This window comes from Mesorhizobium sp. CA16 (assembly GCF_020165175.1).
Classification (GTDB): domain Bacteria; phylum Pseudomonadota; class Alphaproteobacteria; order Rhizobiales; family Rhizobiaceae; genus Mesorhizobium.
On sequence record NZ_JAIUHP010000004.1, the window covers coordinates 202,936 to 224,395 of the forward strand.

Genomic DNA, 21,460 nt, shown 5'->3' on the forward strand with positions numbered 1-21,460 from the left:
CGCTTCGGACTTAGGCGGCGATCTTTGCGCGGGCGGCGAGGATCTCGACGCAGGCTTTCGCCGCTTCCTTGCCCTTCACGGTGAAATGCTCGTGGAAGAAGCGGTGATGCTCGGCGCTGTCATGGTAGTTGTGAGGCGTCAGCACCGCCGACAATACCGGCACGCCGGTCACGAGCTGCACATTCATCATGCCGTCGATGACGGCGCTCGCCACGAAGTCGTGCCGGTAGATGCCGCCATTGACGACGAAGGCGGTGCCGAGGATCACGGCGTAACGGCCGGTCTCGGCAAGGGTCTTGGCGTGCAGCGGGATCTCATAGGCGCCCGGCACGTCGAAGACCTCGACGGCAAAGCCGCCGAGCGCGGCAAGCTCCGCCTCGAAGGCCTGCACGCATTGGTCGACGATATCGGCATGCCAGCGCGCCCGGACGACGGCGACACGATGGGCAGTATGGTCTTTGGGGAAATGCTGATTCATGGGTCCTTCCTTCCGTTTCGAACCAGAATCAGGACGCACGACGCAAAAACGCGGCCCGCGCGAGCGGAGCCGTCTCCTGCGATCGTTCTCTTCCATCCGGACTGTAACCGTCGGCTCCGGAATCGCACCGGATCTGCTGACCCTTCCGATAGGTTGGAAGGCGCTCGCGGGCTTGAGCGATCGAAAATCGCCCTTACCGCCGGTGGGGACTTTCACCCCGCCCTGAGAACATTAACGCAGGTTTTATGGGAGGGCAGGGCAATAGTGTCAACTGGCGATGACATCGCGGTCGTCATCCTAGGGCGGAGCAAGGAGCGAAGCGACGCGCGCAGACCCTAGGATCCATGCCGTGGCGCTAAGGCATTGCAACGGTTACAGAATTCTGCACCGTTGCGCTCGATGACGGAGGTCACGGCATGGATTCTCGGGTCAAGCCCGAGAATGACGACGTGCTGGGGAGATCAGCTAATTACCCACGCTCCGGAAACATTGCCTTCAGCCCCTCGCGCGAGGCCTTCGCCACGCCGCGCTCTGTAATGAGCCCGGTGACCAGCCGCGCCGGCGTCACGTCGAATGCCGGATTGGCCGCCGGTGTCGCATCCGGTGAGACCCGCACCTGCGCGACCTTTCCGTCGGCCGTCTTGCCCCACACCAGCGAAACCTCGTCGCCGGAGCGCTCCTCGATCGGGATTTCCTTCAGCCCGTCGGCCACGGTCCAGTCGATGGTGGGCGAGGGGAGCGCGACATAGAAGGGCACGTCATTGTCGGCGGCCGCGAGTGCCTTGAGATAGGTGCCGATCTTGTTGCAGACATCGCCATCGGCCGTGGTGCGGTCGGTGCCGACGATCACCATGTCGATGTCGCCGCGCTGCATCAGGTGGCCGCCGGCATTGTCGACGATCAGCGTGTGCGGTACGCCGTGTCCCGCCATTTCCCAGGCGGTGAGCTGGGCGCCCTGGTTGCGCGGCCTCGTCTCGTCGACATAGACATGCACCGGAATGCCGGCCTCGGTCGCCAGGTAGATCGGCGCGGTGGCGGTGCCGTAATCGACCGTCGCCAGCCAGCCCGCATTGCAATGGGTGAGGATGTTGACGCTCTCGCCCGGCTTCTTCTTCGCCGCGATCTGCCTGATAATCGCAAGCCCGTTTTCGCCGATGGCGCGGTTCAGCCCGACATCCTCATCGGCGATCTCGGCGGCCCGTCTGTAGGCCGCTTCGGCACGCTCTGCAGGCGCGAGCGGCTTGAGGTGCTGGCGCATCTCGTCCAACGCCCAGCGCAGATTGATCGCCGTCGGCCGTGTCCTATGCAGCGTCTCCCACACCGCGTCGAGCGCTTCGTCCGATGGGTCGTCCATCATCTGGATGGCAACGCCATAGGCCGCGGTGACGCCGATCAGCGGCGCGCCGCGCACCCACATGTCGCGGATCGCGGTGGCGATGCCGGTGACGCTTCCGATCTTCTCGATGCGGAATTCATGCGGCAGCCAGCGCTGGTCGATGATCTCGACCGAGCGCTTGTCGTCGCTGAGCCAGATGGTGCGATAGTGGCGTTCGCCGACGTTCAAAGGCTCTTCTCCTGTTCGATCAGCGCGGCCAGCTTGTTGACCTCGTCGATGCTGTGGATCTGGCGCCGGTTGACGGCGATATGGCGGCCGAAGCGCAAAGCCTTGGCTTCACATCTGGCGCGCAGGTCTTGATCGGCAATGGTCTCGAAATCGGCATTGTGGGCGAGACCCAGGATGCGCCGGTGCACCTCGATGCCGGCAAAGCCGAGCAGGTCGGTCCAGATGGAGTGCAGCATATGGTCGAGCGCCTGCTCGGAGCCGAGCAGATCGCCCTGATCCTCGAACAGGCTCTTCTGGTAGAGGATACCGCTGCGCTCGGTCCGCCACAGATGCGAGAACTCGGCGCGGAAGGTCGCCCAGGTCTCAGCCGTGACGCCGAGCAGATAGGCGCGCATGGAGTCGCGGCCGCCTTTCTCCTCGTGGCCGCGTTGCGAGAAGAAGGCCATCCAGAAATTGGCGAGCAGCATGCCGACGTCGAAGGCGATCGGGCCGTAGAAGGCGAATTCCGGATCGATCATCCGGGTCTCGCTGTCGGTCACCATGATCGAGCCGGAATGCAGGTCGCCATGCAGCAGCGTCTCGGCATTGGCGGCGAACAGATGCTTCAGCCGCTGCGCCTCGACCTTGAGGTCGCGGTCGGCGCGCAGCTCGGCGACCAGGCCGTCGAGCTGCGGCGAGGTATGCCGGTTCATCTTGGCATCGAAATAGGGGTCGGAGAACACCAGGTTCTCGGTGATGTCGCACAGCTCGACATTGTCGGCGAACAGCGCAAGATCGGCCTTGCGCTCTTTCGTCACCATCGACAGGTCGGAGCCGCGGAACAGTGTGCGCGCCATGAACAGGCCGATGTCGCGTGCGATGTTCGGTAGTTCGCGGCCGTCGATCAGCGCCCGCCTGAGGATGATGTGCGGCGGCGCCAGATACTCCATGACGATCAGCGCCTGGCTCTCGTCGAAATGGTAGATCGCCGGTACCGAGCCGGGCGCACGGCGCTCCTGCCTGGTCAGCGCATGATATTCGAAGAACGAGCGTTTGAGCGGCAGCGGCCAGCTGTCGCCGACCAGCCGCACATAGGGCAGCGCCTGCTTGACCACCGCGGCACCCTTGTCGCCTTCGACGATGAAAACGAGGTTGAGATTGCCGTCGCCGACCTCCTGTACCTTCCAGCGGCTAGTGTCCTTGCCGATGCGCTCCGTGAGGGCCGCAGTCTCGCCAAGGCGCTCCGGCAGCGTTTCCACCGACAATGCTTCGAACTTCCCGGTCATGCTCTCCCTCCTGCGCGTGGTTTCCGACGATAGCGGAGCCACAGCGGCGGGGCCAAGCTAGGAAGCGCTCTGGCAAATGTCAATCGTGTTGACAATTGCCGGATGAGCCCATAGCGTCACGATCCGGGAGGAATGGATGGGCGCAGATGCCGTGTTCCATGTGGAGGGCCTGAGGAAATCCTTCGGCCAGAACGAGGTGCTTGGCGGCATCTCGCTCGACCTCTTTGCGGGCGAGGTGACCGTGCTCATGGGCGCCAACGGCGCCGGCAAATCCACCCTGGTCAAGATCATCAGCGGCGTCTACGAACACGGCGCAGGCTCGATGCGGCTTGCCGGCAAGGCCTTCGACCCGCAGACACCCGCCGAAGCCATTCGCGCCGGTGTCGTCACCGTGCACCAGAACATCAATGACGGCGTCGTCGCCGACCTCGACGTCGCCACCAATCTGACGCTCGACCGGCTAAGCGGCAAAGGCGCGTCGTTGCTTTTCAAGCCTGCCGATGTCCGCGCCGAGGCGAGAGCCGTCGCCGACCGCATGGGACTTGCCATCGACCTCAAGGCGCGCGTCAGCGACTTGTCGTTGGCGGATCGGCAGATGGTGGCCATCGCCCGCGCCATGGCGCATCGGCCTAAGGTCCTGATCCTCGACGAGCCGACCTCTTCGCTATCGAGCGCCGAGGCCGATCGGTTGTTTTCGCTCATTGATCGGCTGCGCGGCCAGGGCGTCGCCATCCTCTATATCTCGCACCGGATGTCCGACATCAGGCGACTGGCCGACCGCATCGTGTCGATGCGCGACGGCGTGGTCTCCGGCATTTTCGACCGGAAGCCGCTCGACTATGAGGGCGCGGTCAACGCCATGCTCGGCCGCAAGATCCATCTCGACAGGGTGGTTGCCAGAAGCTCGGCCCGAGCCGTCTTCTCCGCCGAAGGGTTGCGGCTGGCGCAAGGATCGAGACCGATCTCGATGACGCTCGGCGCCGGCGAGGTGGTGGCGATCACCGGCCTGGTCGGCGTCGGCAAGACGGCGCTGGCGGAAACGCTGTTCGGCGTGCGCCGGCCGCTCGCCGGCACCATGCATATGGACGGCAAGCCCCACGCGCCGGGCTCGGCGCGCGAGGCGATCGCCGCCGGCGTCTTCCTGGTCGCCAAGGACCGCGCCGCGAGCGGCATCGTCGGCGGCTTCAACATCGAACGCAACATCAGCCTGCCGTTCCTCAAGCGCATGTCGGACCTCGGCGTCATGAAGAAGCGCGCCGAGCGCGCCGCCGCTCGCCGCCAGATCGACGAGCTCGGCATCGTCTGCCGCTCGGAGAAGGACGAGCTTTCGGCGCTCTCCGGCGGCAACCAGCAGAAGGTGATGGTGGCGCGCTGGATGTCGCAGGCCTCGCGCCTGTTTATCCTCGACGAGCCTTTCCAAGGTGTCGACATTTCGGCGCGTCGCGACATTGCCGCCAAGCTGAGGGCAAGCGCCGACGGCCGCGCGACGCTGATCTTCGTTACCGAGCTCGACGAGGCGCTGGAGACCGCCGACCGCATCCTGGTGATGTCGGAACACACGATCGTCGGCGAGCACCGCAACGATGACATCGATCTCGACCGGCTGCTGGCGGAAGTGGCCGGCGGACCGCTTCACAGCGCGGCGTGAGATCGCAGGATGACGAGACTCGGGAGTGCAGGCATGAGTTCCAGTTTGGCGGGCAAGGCAACGGCGCGGGAGCGTTCGATGACATTGCGCGATTACGCCATCCGCTACGGCTTCATCGTCCTGCTGGTCGGGCTGATCGCCTATTTCGCGGTCGCCGCCGATGGCTTCGCTTCGCCGCAAAGCGCTGTGTTCATCTTCCAGTCGGTGGCCATCACCGGCGTGCTGGCGCTCGGCGTCACCGCGACGCTCGTCGTCGGCGGCTTCGATCTGTCGATCGGCTCGGTCGCCACCAGCGCCATGATGGCGGCCTCCTACGCCATGGTCGTGCTGGAGCAGAACGCGATCGTCGCCGTCATCGCCTGCCTTGTCATCGGCGTCATCGTTGGCCTGATCAATGGCTGGCTGATCGTCTATATGCGCGTGCCCGATCTTCTGGCCACGCTCGGCATGATGTTCCTGCTGCTCGGCCTGCAGCGCATTCCGACGGAAGGCCGCTCGATCGCCACCGGCATGACCATGCCCGACGGCTCGGTCGCCAACGGCAAGTTCTCGGAGGCTTTCCTGGCGCTCGGCCGTCACCGCATCGACTTCTTCATCCCGAACCTGATCCCGGTCTCGGTGGTGGTCCTGGTCGCGCTCGCGGCGCTGATCTGGTTCTTCCTCGAATACACCCGCTTCGGCCGCATGATGTATGCCGTTGGCAGCAATGAGAGGGCGGCTGAGCTCGCCGGCGCGCCTGTCAAGGCATACAAAATCTGGGCTTATGTGATTTCGGGAGTTTTCGCCTCAATCGGCGGGATTTTGCTTGCCGCCCGGCTTGGACGCGGCGACATCGCCTCGGGTAATAATCTGTTGCTCGACGCAGTCGCGGCGGCGCTCATCGGCTACGCTGTGCTTGGCGCCGCCAAGCCAAACGCCTTCGGCACCGCCGTCGGCGCGGTGTTCGTCGGCGTCCTGCTGCAAGGCCTGACGATGATGAACGCGCCTTACTATACGCAGGATTTCGTCAAGGGCGCGGTACTTGTCGTCGCCCTTGTCTTCACCTTCGCCCTTTCCGGCAGGGGCAAGAGATAGTTTCGACCGGGGCATAACAAATGGAGGAAAACGAAGTGAACATCACAAGAAGACTTTTGGGGAAGGCGGCACTCGGCCTCGCCGGCGCGGCGCTGCTGATGCAGGGCACGGCATTGGCGGCGGACCGCCCGGCGCCGTTCGACAAGCCCGGCGTCAAGATCGCGCTGGTGCGCTATCTGTCGACAGGCGACTTCTTCCAGGCCTATCTCTCCGGCGTCGAGGCGCAGGCCAAGGCGCTCGGCGTCGACCTGCGCGTGCTGGACAGCCGCCAGGACGCAGCGCTCCAGGCCGACATGGTCGACCAGGCGATCGCGCTTGGCGTGCAGGGCATCATCATCCAGCACGGCCTGACGGAATCGATGAAGGACGCCGCCCAGCGCGCGGTCGATGCCGGCATCAAGGTCGTCGCCTTCGACGTCAATGTCGAGAACCCGAAGATCCCGCAGATCGAGCAGTCGGACAAAGACCTCGCAAAGCTGGCGCTCGAGCAGGCGGTCAAGGACAATGGCGAGAGCTGGAAGGCCGGCTATGTCTATGTTGCCGGCATCGCTCCGCTCGACCGCCGCAACGAGACCTGGGTGGAGGTGAAGAAGAAATATTCGGGCATCAGCGAGGTCGCGCAATTCGGCACGCTCGACAATCCGATCGCCAACTCCGTCGCCAATCAGGCGCGCTCGGTGCTGCAGGCGCATCCCGATATCAAGGTGATGTTCGCGCCCTATGACGAGTTCGCCAAGGGCGTGAAGATCGCCGTCGACGAGGCGGGGCTGAACAAGGCCATCAAGATCTATTCGGCCGACATCTCGACCTCGGACATCGCCGCCATGCGCGAGCCGGACAGCGCCTGGGCGGCGACCGCCGCCACCAACCCGGCCGTCGTCGGCCAGGTCTCGGTGCGCGCGCTGGCGCAGCTGCTTGCCGGTGAAGATCCCGGCCACAACGTCATCGTGCCGCCGACGCTGATCACCCAGAAGGAGCTGATCGACAAGGACATCAAGAACATGGAAGACCTGTCGGCCAAGCTGCCGCAATTCGCCCATGCCGACGTCGCTATGCCTGCCTGGATGCCGAACCCGAACGCCAAGTAAGTTTCTGCCGGCCGCAAATGAAGAGAGCGGTCCAACGGACCGCTCTCTGCCCTTCGGCCGGCCCAAGGCGGTTTTATCGCTGCCAGAAGGGCAGCTTGGCGATCTCCGCCTCGACCTCTTTTCTCGTCAGCCCGATGTCGTCGATCAGATGCGGATTGTCCCTCGCTATACGCTTGAGCTCGAAGCGGAAATAGGCCTGCTTGCGCCGCTCGGCGATAAGGCTGCGCAAGGCCGCCAGGCTAAAGCGCCCGCGCCTTGAGTGCATTGCCGGTGCCGCCGCCAGACACATAGAGGGCGTGAAGCTATCGTTCATGGCAACCTCCATCGAATGAGGGTTTTGAACCCTCGACCTGATTGAGATAGCAGTGTGCCGCAGGCGGCTGGCGGCGTAATTAAGCCGTCCCAAATAGTTCTCAAAACTTCCAAATCGGCTAGAGCGGTTCACCGTTTCACGAAAACGGCGAACCGCTCTATCCCTTTGTTTTTACGCAATTCGGACGGATGGTTACGGCGAAGTCGCCGAACTTAACCGCTTCACACTTTTCCTGGAATTGCTCTATAGATCGCCGCATGCAGGGATCGCGCTTCGCTTTCGGACCGTTCGTGCTTGATCCGGGCGCGGGAACGCTGCTCCGGGGCGATGTTCCCGTCGCCGCCAGCCATCGCGGGCTGAAGCTGCTGGAGGCGCTCGTCGCGCGTCCGGGCGAAATCCTGGCCAAAGCCGAGCTGATGGATGCGGCTTGGCCTGACATGGCAGTCGAGGAAGGCAATCTCACCGTCCAGATCGCGCAGCTCAGGAAGCTGCTTGGTCCGGCGACCGGTGGCGGTGAATGGATCGCCACGGTGCCGCGCGTCGGCTACCGCTTCACCGGCACCGTCGAACGGCCCGATGCCCCACGCAAATCCTTGCCGCTGCCCGACAAGCCGTCGATTGCCGTGCTGCCCTTCGTCAATCTGAGCAGCGATCCCGAGCAGGACTCTTTCGCCGACGGCCTGACCGAAGACCTGATCACCGATCTCTCCCGGATACCGGGCCTCTTTGTCATCGCGCGCAACTCGGTCTTTGCCTACAAGGGCAAGGCCATGGACGTGCGCGCCATCGCCGGGGAGCTCGGCGTGCGCTACCTGCTGGAAGGCAGCGCCAGGCGCGCCGCGGGGCGGGTGCGCATCAATGCCCAGCTGATCGACGCGCTGAGCGGCGAGCATCTCTGGGCGGAGCGTTTCGATCGCAGTCTTGAGGACATTTTCGCCGTTCAGGACGAGGCGACGGCCAAGATCGTCGAGGCGCTGCTCGGGCGGCTGCGCGCGCTGCCGGAGCGCAACCGGCCGAAGAGTCTCGAAGCCTATGATCTCGTCGTGCGGGCGCGAAAACTGTTCGACGAGTCGCCGCAAATGGCGCGCGAAGCGCATCTGATGCTGACGCGCGCGGTTTCGCTCGACCCGGACTACGCGGAGGCCTATCGCTGGCTGGCCATGAACCATTGGATGGGCTGGGTGCATTGGGGCGAGCCGTTCGAGCCTGCCCGCAGCACGGCCCTGGAACTGGCGCGCAAGGCTGTGGCGATCGATCCCAACGATGCCGGTTGCCGCTGGGTTCTGGCGAACCTTCTTGCCTATGAACGCGATTTCGAACGGTCCGAGGCGGAATTCGCCAAGGCGATCGAGCTCGACCCGAACGAGGCGGATATCTGGGCGACATTGTCCGATATCGACGTGCTGGGCGGGCGGATAAGCGAGGGCCTGGAGCACATCCGCAAGGCCTTCCGGCTCAACCCCTTTCCGCCGAGCTGGTACTATCTGACGCTCGGCCAGGCACAGTATGCGGCCTGTGACTACGAAGCCGCCGTCGAAACGCTGCGCCGCGACGAGACCTACCGCACAAGCTCGCGCCGCTTTCTGGCGGCAAGCCTGGCGCAGCTCGGCCGTCTCGACGAGGCGCGCACCGAGGTCGCGCTGTTCCTCGTCGGCAATCCGCATTTCTCCACGCAGCGCTGGGTCGAGACGGAGCCGTTCCGCGACGACGCGATGCTTGAGCATTTCGTCGACGGCTTCCGCAAGGCCGGCCTGCCGGAGTGATGCGGCGATGTGGCCCACTGGCCGCTGCCGAGATTTCGAATCCTCAGGTCTTTTTCACCGGCCGGCGCGCGCCAGCCCATGCGCCACCAGACGGTCGATGACCTCCGGATAGCTGACGCCGCTCGCCGCCATGGCCTTGGCGTACATGCTGATGTTGGTGAAGCCGGGAATGGTGTTGAGTTCGTTGATCAGGAAGTTCATGTCCGGCATCAAGAAGAAGTCGACGCGGGCCATGCCGTCGCAGCCGAGCGCCCTGAACGCCCTTGCAGCCGCGTCGCGCATGGCATCCTCGACCTTCTGCGGCAGCTCGGCTGGCACGATGAGTGCCGCGCCGTTCTCGTCGATATATTTGGCGTTGTAGTTGTAGAAACCGTGGCTCTCCGCAGGCACGATCTCGCCCGGCCGTGAGACGAAGAGTTCGCCCGCGGGGCTCTCCAGCACGCTGTATTCGATCTCTCGGCCACGGACGAATTCCTCCGCCAGCAGCTTGCGGTCATGTTGGAATGCTTCCGCCAGCGCGTGGTCGAATTCCTGGCTGGCATTGACCTTCGCGACGCCGACCGACGAGCCCTGCCGCGCCGGCTTGATGAACAGCGGCAGGCCGAGCTGGTCTTCCAGTTCGGCGAGCGGAGGCGCGGCACCTTCATTGATCGTCACCGAGCGCGCCACAGGCAGTCCGGCCGCCTTCAGCAGCCGCTTGGCGATGTCCTTGTCGAGCGCCGTGGCGGAGCCGAGGATGCCGCAGCCGGCGAGCGGCACGCGCGCCACCTCGGCCACGCCCTGCACCGCGCCGTCCTCGCCATGCAGGCCGTGCAGGACCGGAAACAGGATATCGATGGGAGGCAGGTCGTGGGGCACACCGCCGGCAGGGATCGCCAGCACCCGTCCATGGCCGCCCGGCACCAGGCAGAGCTGCGTGCCGGCCGACGGCGTCGCCAGCGCGCCGTCCTCAAAGCGGCTCAGCAGCCATTGCCCTTCGCGGGTGACGAAGATCGGAACGGCATCGTATTTCGCCGGGTCCAAGGCAGCCATGACGTTGGTTGCTGAAAGCAGCGATACTTCATGCTCGGCGGAGCGCCCGCCAAAGAGCACGCCAATACGAAGTCTTTTCGCCGCCATCTGGAGCTCCACCAATGATCAGGGTTGGAGCCCCGCATGCGAACACGAGGCGCCCTTAAACTGGCTGAGCAATACGCGAAGGATTGGTGTGGATTTTGACGGGTTCGAGCAGTTCTTCAGCAGAAGCGCCAAAGGCCTTCGGTTCAAACTGCGTCAAGACAATGGGACATGGAGCGGCTCGTCGTTTCGCGAAAACGATGAACCGCTCCAGTGCCTGCCTTTACATCATCAGCGCAGCGCAGCCGCGATGTTGCCGCCGTCCACCGTTGTCACATTCGCCGTGGTGCGCTCGGCCAGCGCCTGGTGCAGGAAGGCCTGCGCGACGTCGTCGGCCGTCACTTCCTGTCCCAGCAGATTGCCGGACATGTACTCCTTCTCCGAGACGCCGCGCGCGCCGGAACGGCTGGCGATCATCGCGTCGGTCAAGAGACCCGAGCGGATGCGGTCGGCGTTGACCGCGTTGGAGCGGATGCCATAGGCGCCGTAGTCAAGCGCATATTGCCGCGACAGGAACAATGTCGCGGCTTTCGGAATGCCGTAGGCGCCGAATTTCGGGCCGGGATTGATCGCTTGCTTGGAGGTGTTGAAGAGGAGCACGCCGCCCGTACCCTGTTCCAGCATGATGCGCACCGCATTCTGCGCCGCCGACTGGTGGGCGAAGAAATTGAGCTCGAAGCTTTTGCGCAGCGTCGCGTCGTCCAATTCGCCGATGCGGCCTTCCCAGGCTGCACCCGCATTCGAGACCAGGATGTCGACGCCACCATAGATGGCGACCGCCTTGTCGAAAGCGGCGCGCATCTCGGCCGGCTTGGTGATGTCGGCGCCGACGCCGATCGAGTTGTTGCCGGCCGCCTTCGCCGCTTCCGCTGCCTTGGCTGGGTCGAGATCGACGATCACGGCATGCGCGCCATTGGCCGCGAACAGTTTTGCCGTCGCGGCGCCGATGGCGCCGGCGCCGCCGGTGATCAGCACCACCTGGCCGGTCAGCGGCTTCGGCTTGTTCGAAGCGAGCTTGGCCTGCTCGAGCGACCAGTATTCGAGCGGGAAGAGGTCGGCCTTGGAGAGCGGATGGAAATTGCCGATCGCTTCTGCGCCGCGCACCGCCTCGATCCACATCTCGCCGACATCCGACGCGATCTTGGCCTCCTTCAGCGTGCGGCCATGGCCGAACATGCCGAGACCCGGCACCAGCGTCAGGCGCGGCATCGGGTCGAGCATGGTGCGCTTGACGTCGTCCAGCGCGTCATTGGTCTCGAAATAGGCGGTGTAGTCCTTGACGAAGGCATCGACATGGCTGCGGACGACGGCCTTGTAGTCGCCGAGCTTGTCGACGTCGGGCGCCGGTACCGCCATCGGTCCGGTCTTGATGCGGATCGACAGGTCCGGCGTCGAAACGCCGCGCCCGGCCAGCTCGGCGATCTTGGCGGAATTGATGAAGTCGACGATCGCGTCCGAGGTGCGGAAGTCGCTGATCATGCGGTCGAAGCGGCCTTCGCCGCGCGCCACGGCAACGGCGCCGCGCAGCGTCGGCGCGATGTCGCTGGGCTTGGCAAGCTTTGCCGGCAATGCTGCCTTGGCCGGCTGCGGCTTGCCGTTTTTGGCGACATAGTCCTCGGCCATGGTCACATAGTGGATCATGCGGTCGTAGGCCTGTTTGGCATCGTCGCCGAAGGTGAAGATGCCGTGCTTGTCGAGGATCAGGCCCTCGACTTTTCGGTCGGCGTCGAAGATTTCCGCCGCAGCCTTGGCGAGGTCGAAGCCCGGCTTGATGTAGGGCACGTAACCCATCTTGTCGCCGAACACCTTTTTCACCAATGCCTTGCTGTCTTCCTGGTCTACGACGGCGAGGATCGCTGTCGAATGCGTGTGGTCGACGAACTTGTGCGGCAGGAAGGCATGAAGCAGCGTTTCGACCGACGGGTTGGGCGAGGACGGATCGATGAGGTTGGAGCGCTGCAGCGCCACCATGTCCTCGTCGGAGAGCTTGTCCAAAGACCGCGCCTTGAGCAGCGCGCCCATCTTCACCGCCGGCAGGCCTTGCGGCTCGATGACCGCCATGTCCCAGCCGCTGCCCTTGACGCAGAGCACGTCCCATTCGTCGCCGACGAGATCGGTGGCTTTGGTCTTGCAGGAGGTGTTGCCGCCGCCATGCAGCACCAGGCGCGGCTCGCCGCCGAGCAGGCGGGTCGTGTAGACGCGCAGCGCAAGGTCGCGGCCGACGCCCTTCCTGGCATAGTCGGCAACCATCTTTTCCGCGTCGGCGTCATTCCAAAGGTTCTGCATGTCGATCCGTCCGATTCCGTCTTTTCTTGCTCATGAACAGAAGGCCGCGACGTCGTGATGACAGAAGCGGCGAGGGTGGTTTTCTACGAGGCCTTTTTCGTTGCCGCGCCGGCGTGCTGAAGCAGGCGCTCGGCCATATGCGCGCCGACCACCAGATGCGTGCACAGCCCGCCGGCGATGGCCGCAAGCAGCGGCTCGAACTTGGTATCTTCCTGCACCACCATCAGCCGCTTCTCGATGGCGCGCAGCGAGGCGAGCTCGGCGGAGATGACGCGCCTATTGTAGCTGCAGTCGAGCACCTCGCCGCCGGCGTCGATGATCTGTCCGGCGATGACGCCGGCCGCACCCTGGCGCCGCAACGTTTCCATCTCGGCCGCCGACAGCGCGCCGCATTTCACCAGATGGCTGTCGGCGTCGACCGCGCCGACGGAATAGAGCGCCAGATCGCAATCGGCGATGCCGGCCATCTGGTCGCGGATCACCGGCTCGGCACGCAAACCTTGCGCCAGGCCTTCTGTCGACAGAACCAGCGGCGCGTAGAAGTTGAGGCCCTTGGCATTCAGCCGTCGCGCGATCTCCATCGTGCACTGGTCGGGCCGGTAGGAATAGGGCGCGCCGAGATTGCCGCAGAGCTGCACCACGGTGACGTCCTGCAGGTCGGCATAGGACATGATGTCGGCGATGGTGTAGACGGTGCGGCCCCAGGCGACGCCGATGCGGTCGCCTTTCTTCACCAGCTCGAGAAAGACGCTCGCCGCCAGCACGGCGATATCGGTCGATGGATCGGCGAGGTAGGCATTTTCCGGCGCGATCCAGACGGCGTCGAGATCGAACGCATCTTCCAGCCGTCGCGCCATGACGTCGTCGGTGAAGAGCTGGGTCGAGGTCGAGATGTTGACGATGCCGGTCTCGCGCGCCTTGCGCAGATACATGGCGACCGAGGCGCGAGAAATGTTGAGCTGGCTCGCCACTTCGTCCTGACGCAGGCCATGCGCATAGTAAAGCCAGGCGGCCTTGTGGATGAGCTGTTCTGCCGGTCTGATAGCCATGCCGCCTCCTCGGCTGACATTAGTCACGGCTCTCGACAAAAGTCAAATTTGCCTGCGCGAGCTGCGATCGTCTCGCGGCGCGGTCCAATCCGGATCGCCATTTCACCAAGCCGGCGCAGCATAGCATTTTCAGCCGCGGAAGGGGGATAGCGTGACGGCGGGCCTAAGGTTAGAAAGCTCGAAAAGAACATCGGGGAGAACGGGATGGCCAATCCTTACGAACAGGATCTCGACAGGAACGCTGCCAACCACCAGCCGCTGACGCCGCTCACCTATCTTGAGCGCGCGGCCAAGACCTATCCCGACCACATCGCCATCATTCATGGCAACCAGCGCATCACCTATCGCGATTTCTGGCGCCGCTCGCTGAAGCTTGCCTCGGCGCTCGCGAAGCACGGCATCGGCAAGGGCGATACGGTGACGGTGATGTTGTCCAACACGCCGCCGATGCTGGAAGCCCATTTCGGCGTGCCGATGGTGAAGGCGGTGCTGCATTCGCTGAACACCCGCCTCGACGCCGCCGTCATCGCGTTCCAGCTCGACCATGCCGACAGCAAGGTGCTGATCGTCGACCGCGAGTTCTCGGGCGTCGTTAAGGACGCGCTGGCCTTGGCCAAGGTGAAGCCATTGGTCATCGACTATGACGATCCGGGCTATGCCGCCGACGCACCCTATCCGAAGGGCGAACGGATCGGCTCAGCTGATTACGAGGAGTTCGTCGCCGCCGGCGACGAGACCTTTGTCTGGTCGATGCCCGATGACGAGTGGGACGCCATCTCGCTCAACTACACCTCCGGCACCACGGGCAATCCGAAGGGCGTCGTCTATCACCATCGCGGCGCGGCGCTGATGGCCTACACCAACACCATCCATGCCGGCATGGCCAAGCACGCGGTCTATCTCTGGACGCTGCCGATGTTTCATTGCAACGGCTGGTGCTTCCCCTGGACCTTGGCCGTGCAGGCCGGCACCCATGTCTGCCTGCGCTGGGTGCGGGCAAAGCCGATATACGACGCCATCGCCGACCACGGTGTCACCCACCTGTGTGGCGCCCCGATCGTCATGTCGGTGCTGATCAACGCGAAGGATGAGGACAAGCGGCAGTTCGCGCAGACCGTCACCTTCAACACCGCCGCAGCGCCCCCGCCGGAGGCCGTGCTGTCCAGCATGGCCGATGCCGGCTTTGCCGTCACCCATCTCTACGGCCTGACCGAGACCTACGGCCCGGCGGTCGTCAACGAGTGGCACTATGAGTGGGACGCGCTGGAGAAGGGACCGAGGACGCAGAAGAAGGCACGCCAGGGCGTGCGCTATGCAGCGCTCGAAGGTCTTGCGGTGATGGATCCCGGGACGATGATGGAGACGCCGGCCGACGGCGAGACCATCGGCGAGGTCATGTTCCGCGGCAACATCGTCATGAAGGGCTATCTGAAGAACCGCAAGGCCACCGACGAAGCCTTCGCCGGCGGCTGGTTCCATTCCGGCGATCTCGGCGTCATGCATACGGACGGCTATATCCAGTTGAAGGATCGCTCCAAGGACATCATCATCTCGGGCGGCGAGAACATCTCGTCCATCGAGGTCGAGGACGCTCTCTACAGGCATCCGTCGGTTGCCTCGTGCGGTGTGGTTGCCCGCGCGGATGACAAATGGGGCGAGGTCCCGGTCGCCTATGTCGAGCTGAAGCCCGGCAAGAGCGCGACCGAGGCCGAGATCATCGAGCACTGCCGAGGGCTGCTGGCGCGTTTCAAGGTGCCGAAGGCGGTGGTGTTTGCCGAAATCCCGAAGACCTCGACGGGGAAGATCCAGAAGTTCAGGCTGCGGGAGATGGCGAAGGGGGTGTAGTTCGCTCCTCCCAACATGGCTTTGACGTCGACAATTTGCGGCAGCGCCCGCGACGTCGTCATCCTAGGGTGGAGCAGTCGCGAAGCGACGTTGCGGAAACCCTAGGATCCACGCCGCTACTTTGCGGCCGCGCTCCGGCGGTTGAGAATAGCCGCAGCGGACGGAAAGTGCTGACCGGCGTAACATCTTGATCTGCTTCGTTCTTCGACCGGCGTCACGGAATGGATCCTCGGGTCTGCGCGCGTCGCTTCGCTCCTTGCTCCGCCCGTGGATGACGACGTCGCAGGCGCCAATGGCTAATCGTCAACGTACTCACCGCAGACCTAGCAACTGTCACCATCTGTCACCAAATTATACGCGTACGTCGATTTCGCGTTGACTCCTCGCCGCTTTCGTTTTACGACTGATGAAAATTGAAATTCGTCACTCATCAAACGAAAGCGCTATGTCAGAAGCCGCCAACATCGTGGCAGACCCCGCCAGACAGGAGAATGTGACCCGCATTCTCGACTGCGCCGAGCGCCTGTTCCGCCACTATGGCTACGGTAAGACCAATGTTGCCGACATCGCTCGCGAGCTCGGCATGTCGCCCGCCAACATCTACCGCTTCTTTGCCTCCAAGGTCGAAATCCACCAGGCCGTCTGCGGCCGCATGCTCGGCGCCAGCTACAACATGGCCTATGAGATCATGCACCTCCCGATCAGCGCCGAGGAGCGACTGAGCCGCTATATTCATGCCCAGTACAAGATGACGCTCGAGACCATGCTGGACGAGCAGAAGGTGCATGAGATGGTTATCGTCGCGCTGGAGCGCGACTGGTCCGTCATCGACAAGCATGTGAACAGTATCCACGACCTGTTCGCCGAGGTGATCCGCGAGGGCATCGAGGCAGGCGAGTTCAGGCAGCAGGATCCTGAAACCGCTGCGCGCTGCTTCGGCGCCGCCACCGTCATTCTGTGCCACCCGCAGATGGTGGCGCAGTGCCTTGCCAAGACCAACCGGGCAATGCCCGACGAACTTATCGACTACGCCATCAGAGCCTTGAAATAGAAGCCGCCCGCCGCGTGCGGTCGACAGATCATCTCCAGTTCGGGAGTGCTAAAGTGTCTTTGCCCAGTTCCATCCTCCGCAGGCTGCCGGCCGCCGGCCTCCCCGCCATCGGCATCGTCGTCGCCGCGCTTGCCCTTGCCGGCTGCAGCCAGGAAAAGGCCGAGGTCGTTCAGGAAGTCGTCCGGCCGGTCAAGGTGGTCGAGATCGGCGAGGCGCGGACCACCCGCCAGCTCGACTATTCCGGTTCGGTGCGCGCCCGCATCGAGATGAATCTCGGCTTCCGCATCGCCGGCAAGGTCACCGAGCGTCTGGTCGATATCGGCCAGCATGTGAATGAAGGCGACGTGCTCGCCCGCGTCGATCCGTCCGACTACGAGCTGTCGGTGAAGAGCGCGCAGGCCAGCCTGGACGCCGCCGAACGCCAGGTCGAGACCGTCGATCTCGCCAGGAAGCGCGCCGAGCAGCTCTATGCCAAGAACTTCGCGCCGAAGTCGCAGCTCGATCAGGCGCGGCTGGCCTACGACCAGGCCGTGGCGACGCGCGATGCCGCCCGCTCGACGCTGGCCCAGGCGCAGAACCAGGTCCATTACACCGATCTCAAGGCCAGCCAGGCCGGCATCGTCACCGCCATCTCTGCCGATGTCGGCCAGGTGGTCGGCGCCGGCACGCCGGTCATGACGGTCGCGGTGGACGGCGAGAAGGAAGTTTCGATCGCGGTGCCGGAGATGGATATTGCAGGGTTCAAGCCCGGCAAGGAAGTCAAGGCAAGCTTCTGGTCGGACGAAGGGCTGACGCTTGACGGCAAGGTCCGCGAGGTCGCCGGCAGCGCCGATCCGCAGTCGCGTACCTTCGCTGTCCGGGTTTCGCTGCCCAACGATCCGCGCGTGCTGCTCGGCATGACGGCCAATGTCGAGGCAACCGTCGGCAGCAAGGCGCAGCTCGTGTCGATCCCGCTGACCGCGATGACCGAGAAGGATGGCAAGCAGATCGTCTGGACGGTCGACCGCGCCTCCGAAACAGTCCATCCGCGCCCGATCAAGGTCGCCAACTTCACTGCCGACGGTGTTGCCGTGGCGGACGGCCTCAAACAGGGCGACGTCGTAGTGGCGGCCGGCACACAGTTCATGACCGAGAACCTGAAGGTTAAGCTTGCAAGCGACGCCCAGCAATCCGCCTCGGCGGAGGACGACGTCGCGACCACCAGCAGCCTGCACTGATGCTTGTCGCCCAAAAGTGCGAAGCGGTTTTGGGACAACGACATGCATCGAACTAAAACCTGAAGTCAGGCGTAACGAACGCCTTTCCCGCTCTCGCTGCTTGCGCCGCGAGCCGGGGAAAGCATGGGTTCCGGGCGGCGAACGCCCCGATCGTGAGATGCCGGCATGTTGGCTCCCCCGCAGCAGTGCCGCGTCGAGCGCGATTTGCGAGCTCTCTCCGCTTGAGGGGTCTCGCCGCCCGGAAGCCCACCGAACTGGAAGCGGCATGCCAAGCGAGCGTGCCTTGCCGATCAATTGGACTGGACGTGTGCCATGACCACCAGCGACAGCAGCACTGAAAAGCGGCCCTTCAATCTTTCGCGTTGGGCGATCGGACATCCGAGCATCGCGCGCTTCCTGTTCGGGCTGATCATCCTTGCCGGCGCGCTCGGCCTGATGCGCATGGGCCAGAAGGAAGACCCCGACTTCACCTTCCGCGTCATGGTGGTGCAGGCGGTCTGGCCCGGCGCCTCGATCCAGGACATGGAGGATCAGGTCGTCAACAAGATCGAGCGCAAGCTGCAGGAAACGCCGCATCTCGATTTCGTGCGTTCCTACACCCGCGCCGGCAGCGCCATCATCACCTTGCAGGTCAAAGGCGACACCAACACCGAGGAAGTGAAGGACGCATTCTACCAGGTGCGCAAGAAGGTCGGCGACATCTCCAATGAATTGCCGCAGGGCCTGCTCGGCCCCTATTTCAACGACGAGTTCGGCGACACCTTCATCACGCTGCATTCGATCAGCGGCGACGGCTTCACCTATCCGGAGCTGAAGAAGTTCGCCATCCAGGCGCGCGACATGCTGTTGACGACACCGGGCGTCGAGAAGGCCGTCATCATCGGCGACCAGCCTGAGAAGATCTATATCGATGTCTCGTCCAAGGCGTTGGCCGAGCGCGGCCTGACCATCCTTGACCTGCAAAACGCCGTGAAAGGCCAGAACGCCGTGGATCCGGCGGGCTCGGTCGACACCGGCCTGCGCTCGGTGCGCATCTCGGTCGAGGGCGATGTCACCAAGGCCGCGGATATCCGCGAGCTCAGGCTGCGCTCGGGCAACCAGGTGACGCGCCTCGGCGACATCGCCACCGTCTCTTCCGGCCTCCAGGATCCTTACGACAACAAATACCTCTTCAACGGCCATCAGAGCGTCCAGCTCGGCGTCGTCATGGCCAAGGGTTTTAACGTCAGGGATGTCGGCAAGGATGTCGAGGCGACCTATCAGCGTTTCGAGGCAGGGCTGCCCTATGGCGTGTCGGTCGATCAGATCTCCGACCAGCCCCAGGTCGTCAAGGACGCGGTGAGCGAGTTCATGGAGGCGCTCGGCGAGGCGCTGCTCATCGTGCTTGCAGTCTCGCTGCTGTCGATCGGTTGGCGCTCGGGCCTGGTGATCGCCATAGCCATCCCGCTCGTCTTGGCCGCCACCTTCGCCATCATGTACGAGATCGGCATCGACCTGCAGCGCATCTCGCTCGGCGCGCTCATCATTGCGCTCGGCCTTTTGGTCGACGACGCCATGATCGTCGTCGAGATGATGGAGCGAAAGCTGGAGGAGGGGCTGGTCAAGATCGAGGCGGCGAGCTTCGCCTACACCTCGACCGCTTTCCCGATGCTGACCGGCACGCTGATCACCACGGCTGGCTTCATCCCGGTCGGCTTCGCCGCCTCCACCGCCGGCGAATATGTGCGCACGCTGTTCTATGTCGTCGGCATCGCGCTGGTCGTGTCGTGGTTCGTCGCGGTCTATTTCACGCCGTGGCTGGGCTACATGATCCTCAAGCAGCGCAAGCATGCGGGCACTCATCACGATGTCTTCGATACCGGCTTCTATCGCCGGCTGCGCGCGACGGTCACCTGGGCCGTGCGCCACCGCATCATCGTTTTGGTGATGACGCTGGTTACTTTTGCCACCAGCCTGTGGGCCTTCCAGTTCATCCCGCAGAACTTCTTTCCGCAATCCTCGCGCCCGGAAATCCTGGTCGACCTGTGGCTGCCGGAAGGCACCTCGATCAAGGATGTCGAAAACCAGGCCAAGTCGTTTGAAGGCAAGATGGCGGACGATCCGGACAAGCGCTTCATCGCCACCTATATCGGCGAAGGCGCACCACGCTTCTTCCTGCCGCTCGACCAGCAGCTCCGTAACCCGAACTTCGCCCAGCTCCTGGTGATGGCCAAGGACGAGCCGGCGCGCGAGCGGCTGATCGTCAAGATGCGCAAGATCCTGGCGCAGGACTTCCCCTCGATCCGCGGCAAGGTCGACCGCCTCTTCCTCGGTCCGCCGACCGGCTGGCCGGTGCAGATGCGCGTCATGGGCCCGGACCGCAAGGAGGTGCGCCGCATCGCCGACGAAGTGAAAGCGAGGTTCCAGGCCAATCCGCTGCTCGGCGCCATCCACGACGACTGGCTGGAACCGGTGCCGGCGATGAAGCTGGTGATCGACCAGGATCGTGCCCGAGCCCTCGGAGTCACCTCGCAGCGCATCCGCCAGATGCTGCAGGCCACCATGTCCGGCGCGCCGCTCGACGACTTCCGCGACGGCGAGGAGACGGTCTCGATCGTCGCCCGCGAGCCGGAGGCGAGCCGTCACCTGCTCTCTTCGGTCGACTCGGTCTATATTCCGACCGACTTCGGCGGATCGGTGCCGCTCTCGCAAGTGGCCAAGGTCGTGCCGGTGATGGAGCAGGGCGTCGAATGGCGGCGCGACCGCCTGCCGACGATCAGCGTGCGCGCCACGCTGCCGGACGGCGTGCAGTCCAACGACGTCGTCACCAAGATGTACAACGACATGAAGGACCTGCGCGCCGGTCTTGCACCCGGCTACAACGTCGAGATCCAGGGCGGCGCCGAGGACTCGGCCGAAAGCCAGGCCTCGATCGCCGCCAAGGCGCCGATCATGCTCGCCGTCATCGTCGTGCTGCTGATGGTCCAGCTGCAGCATTTCGGCAAGTCGATGCTGGTGCTGGCCACGGGACCGCTCGGCATCATCGGCGCCGCAGCGGCGCTGCTGATCAGCGGCGCGCCGTTCGGCTTCGTCGCCATCCTCGGCGTCATCGCGCTGCTCGGCATCATCATGCGCAACTCGATCATCCTGGTCGATCAGATAGACCAGGATATCGCCGCCGGCATGGAGCGATCGGAAGCGATCGTGGGTGCAGCCGTGCGCCGCTTCCGGCCGATCATGCTGACGGCGCTGACCGCGGTCCTGGCGCTGATCCCGATCTCGCGCGGCGTTTTCTGGGGGCCGCTGGCCTACGCCATGATGGGCGGCATCCTCGTCGCCACCGTGCTCACCATCCTGGTGCTGCCGGCCGGCTACGCCCTGTTCTTCGGCCGCGCGCCGAAGAAGGCCAAGACCGACGAGCAGGCGCCCGAGCCGGAGAACGTCGAAGGCATCGAAAGACCGCAGCTGGCCTTGGCTGCGGAATAAAAGGTGGCAACCTTGGATCATCCGTCATCGGCGAAAGCCGGTGGCGGATGACCCGCGTCAAGATCCGCGGGGCGGAAAAATGCGCTGCGGCAAGGCTTCCGCAAAACAGAATTCTTTCTCAGCAACGCCATAAAGGTTCGACGCTGCGCGAGAATCTCGGCCTGAAGCGTCCAGAAAATCGGCTCTTTGTAAGCGAGGCGGTCCGAAAGGCCGGCTGATGCCGGGACGGGCGATCGCA

General features: G+C 64.1%; 16 protein-coding genes and 1 riboswitch. Of the genes, 9 read left to right on the forward strand and 7 right to left on the reverse strand.

Translation table 11 applies throughout. The features are described from left to right. Nucleotides 1-10: 10 nt before the first annotated feature. The 3 genes from LB525_RS08695 to mtnK all read right to left on the reverse strand — a co-directional run bounded on the left by LB525_RS08695 (nt 11) and on the right by mtnK (nt 3,307). A complete protein-coding gene (locus tag LB525_RS08695; protein WP_224544317.1) occupies nt 11-478 on the reverse strand; it encodes a 6,7-dimethyl-8-ribityllumazine synthase in 468 nt (155 codons plus the stop codon). 80 nt (nt 479-558) lie between these two features. Beyond that, nucleotides 559-712: riboswitch (FMN riboswitch) on the reverse strand. 235 nt (nt 713-947) lie between these two features. Then, the gene (gene mtnA, locus LB525_RS08700) at nt 948-2,042 is read right to left on the reverse strand and encodes an S-methyl-5-thioribose-1-phosphate isomerase (protein ID WP_224544318.1); all 1,095 of its coding nucleotides are present in this window, start codon (nt 2,040-2,042) and stop codon (nt 948-950) included. Then, on the reverse strand, nt 2,039-3,307 hold the full coding sequence (gene mtnK, locus LB525_RS08705; protein WP_224544319.1) for an S-methyl-5-thioribose kinase: 1,269 nt from the start codon (nt 3,305-3,307) through the stop codon (nt 2,039-2,041). Before mtnK ends, mtnA begins: the two co-directional genes overlap by 4 nt. Nucleotides 3,308-3,443: 136 nt before the next feature. Between mtnK and LB525_RS08710 the strand changes: the two genes are divergently transcribed. From LB525_RS08710 to LB525_RS08720, 3 genes are all read left to right on the forward strand, one after another. Then, nucleotides 3,444-4,955, forward strand: coding sequence for a sugar ABC transporter ATP-binding protein (locus tag LB525_RS08710; protein WP_224544320.1), 1,512 nt, complete (start codon nt 3,444-3,446; stop codon nt 4,953-4,955). A 78-nt stretch (nt 4,956-5,033) separates the two neighbouring features. Next, a complete protein-coding gene (locus LB525_RS08715) occupies nt 5,034-6,029 on the forward strand; it encodes an ABC transporter permease (protein ID WP_224544400.1) in 996 nt (331 codons plus the stop codon). A gap of 35 nt (nt 6,030-6,064) precedes the next feature. After that, on the forward strand, nt 6,065-7,117 hold the full coding sequence (locus LB525_RS08720; RefSeq protein ID WP_224544321.1) for a substrate-binding domain-containing protein: 1,053 nt from the start codon (nt 6,065-6,067) through the stop codon (nt 7,115-7,117). Between the two features lie 73 nt (nt 7,118-7,190). Here LB525_RS08720 and LB525_RS08725 read toward each other — a convergent pair whose 3' ends face one another. Continuing rightward, nucleotides 7,191-7,430, reverse strand: coding sequence for a DUF1127 domain-containing protein (locus LB525_RS08725; RefSeq protein WP_411967836.1), 240 nt, complete (start codon nt 7,428-7,430; stop codon nt 7,191-7,193). A 257-nt stretch (nt 7,431-7,687) separates the two neighbouring features. On the opposite strand from LB525_RS08725, the gene LB525_RS08730 reads away from it, so the two are divergent. Next, nucleotides 7,688-9,193, forward strand: coding sequence for a winged helix-turn-helix domain-containing tetratricopeptide repeat protein (locus tag LB525_RS08730; RefSeq protein WP_224544322.1), 1,506 nt, complete (start codon nt 7,688-7,690; stop codon nt 9,191-9,193). 54 nt (nt 9,194-9,247) lie between these two features. Here the strand turns inward: LB525_RS08730 and LB525_RS08735 are convergent, their stop codons facing one another. The 3 genes from LB525_RS08735 to LB525_RS08745 form a co-directional block, all read right to left on the reverse strand. Then, entirely contained in the window at nt 9,248-10,312 is a 1,065-nt protein-coding gene (locus LB525_RS08735; RefSeq protein WP_224544323.1) for a D-alanine--D-alanine ligase family protein, read from the reverse strand. Nucleotides 10,313-10,540: 228 nt separating this feature from the next. Beyond that, a complete protein-coding gene (locus LB525_RS08740; RefSeq protein ID WP_224544324.1) occupies nt 10,541-12,595 on the reverse strand; it encodes a bifunctional aldolase/short-chain dehydrogenase in 2,055 nt (684 codons plus the stop codon). Nucleotides 12,596-12,678: 83 nt separating this feature from the next. Then, entirely contained in the window at nt 12,679-13,644 is a 966-nt protein-coding gene (locus LB525_RS08745; protein ID WP_224544325.1) for a sugar-binding transcriptional regulator, read from the reverse strand. Between the two features lie 204 nt (nt 13,645-13,848). Here LB525_RS08745 and LB525_RS08750 point away from each other — a divergent pair, with 204 nt between their 5' ends. From LB525_RS08750 to LB525_RS08770, 5 genes are all read left to right on the forward strand, one after another. Continuing rightward, nucleotides 13,849-15,489 (forward strand): acyl-CoA synthetase, encoded by a 1,641-nt coding sequence (locus LB525_RS08750; protein ID WP_224544326.1) that lies wholly within the window; start codon nt 13,849-13,851, stop codon nt 15,487-15,489. A gap of 445 nt (nt 15,490-15,934) precedes the next feature. Next, on the forward strand, nt 15,935-16,540 hold the full coding sequence (locus LB525_RS08755; RefSeq protein WP_140543365.1) for a TetR family transcriptional regulator: 606 nt from the start codon (nt 15,935-15,937) through the stop codon (nt 16,538-16,540). An 83-nt stretch (nt 16,541-16,623) separates the two neighbouring features. Then, nucleotides 16,624-17,757 carry an efflux RND transporter periplasmic adaptor subunit gene (locus tag LB525_RS08760; RefSeq protein WP_411971011.1) on the forward strand — a complete coding sequence of 378 codons (1,134 nt, stop codon included), beginning with the start codon at nt 16,624-16,626 and terminating at the stop codon, nt 17,755-17,757. 312 nt (nt 17,758-18,069) lie between these two features. Beyond that, complete coding sequence (locus LB525_RS08765; RefSeq protein ID WP_224544328.1) at nt 18,070-21,222, forward strand: efflux RND transporter permease subunit; 3,153 nt, start codon at nt 18,070-18,072, stop codon at nt 21,220-21,222. A 47-nt stretch (nt 21,223-21,269) separates the two neighbouring features. After that, nucleotides 21,270-21,440: a hypothetical protein gene (locus LB525_RS08770; RefSeq protein WP_224544329.1), complete on the forward strand. Its 171-nt coding sequence runs from the start codon at nt 21,270-21,272 to the stop codon at nt 21,438-21,440. The last annotated feature ends 20 nt before the right edge of the window (nt 21,441-21,460 follow it).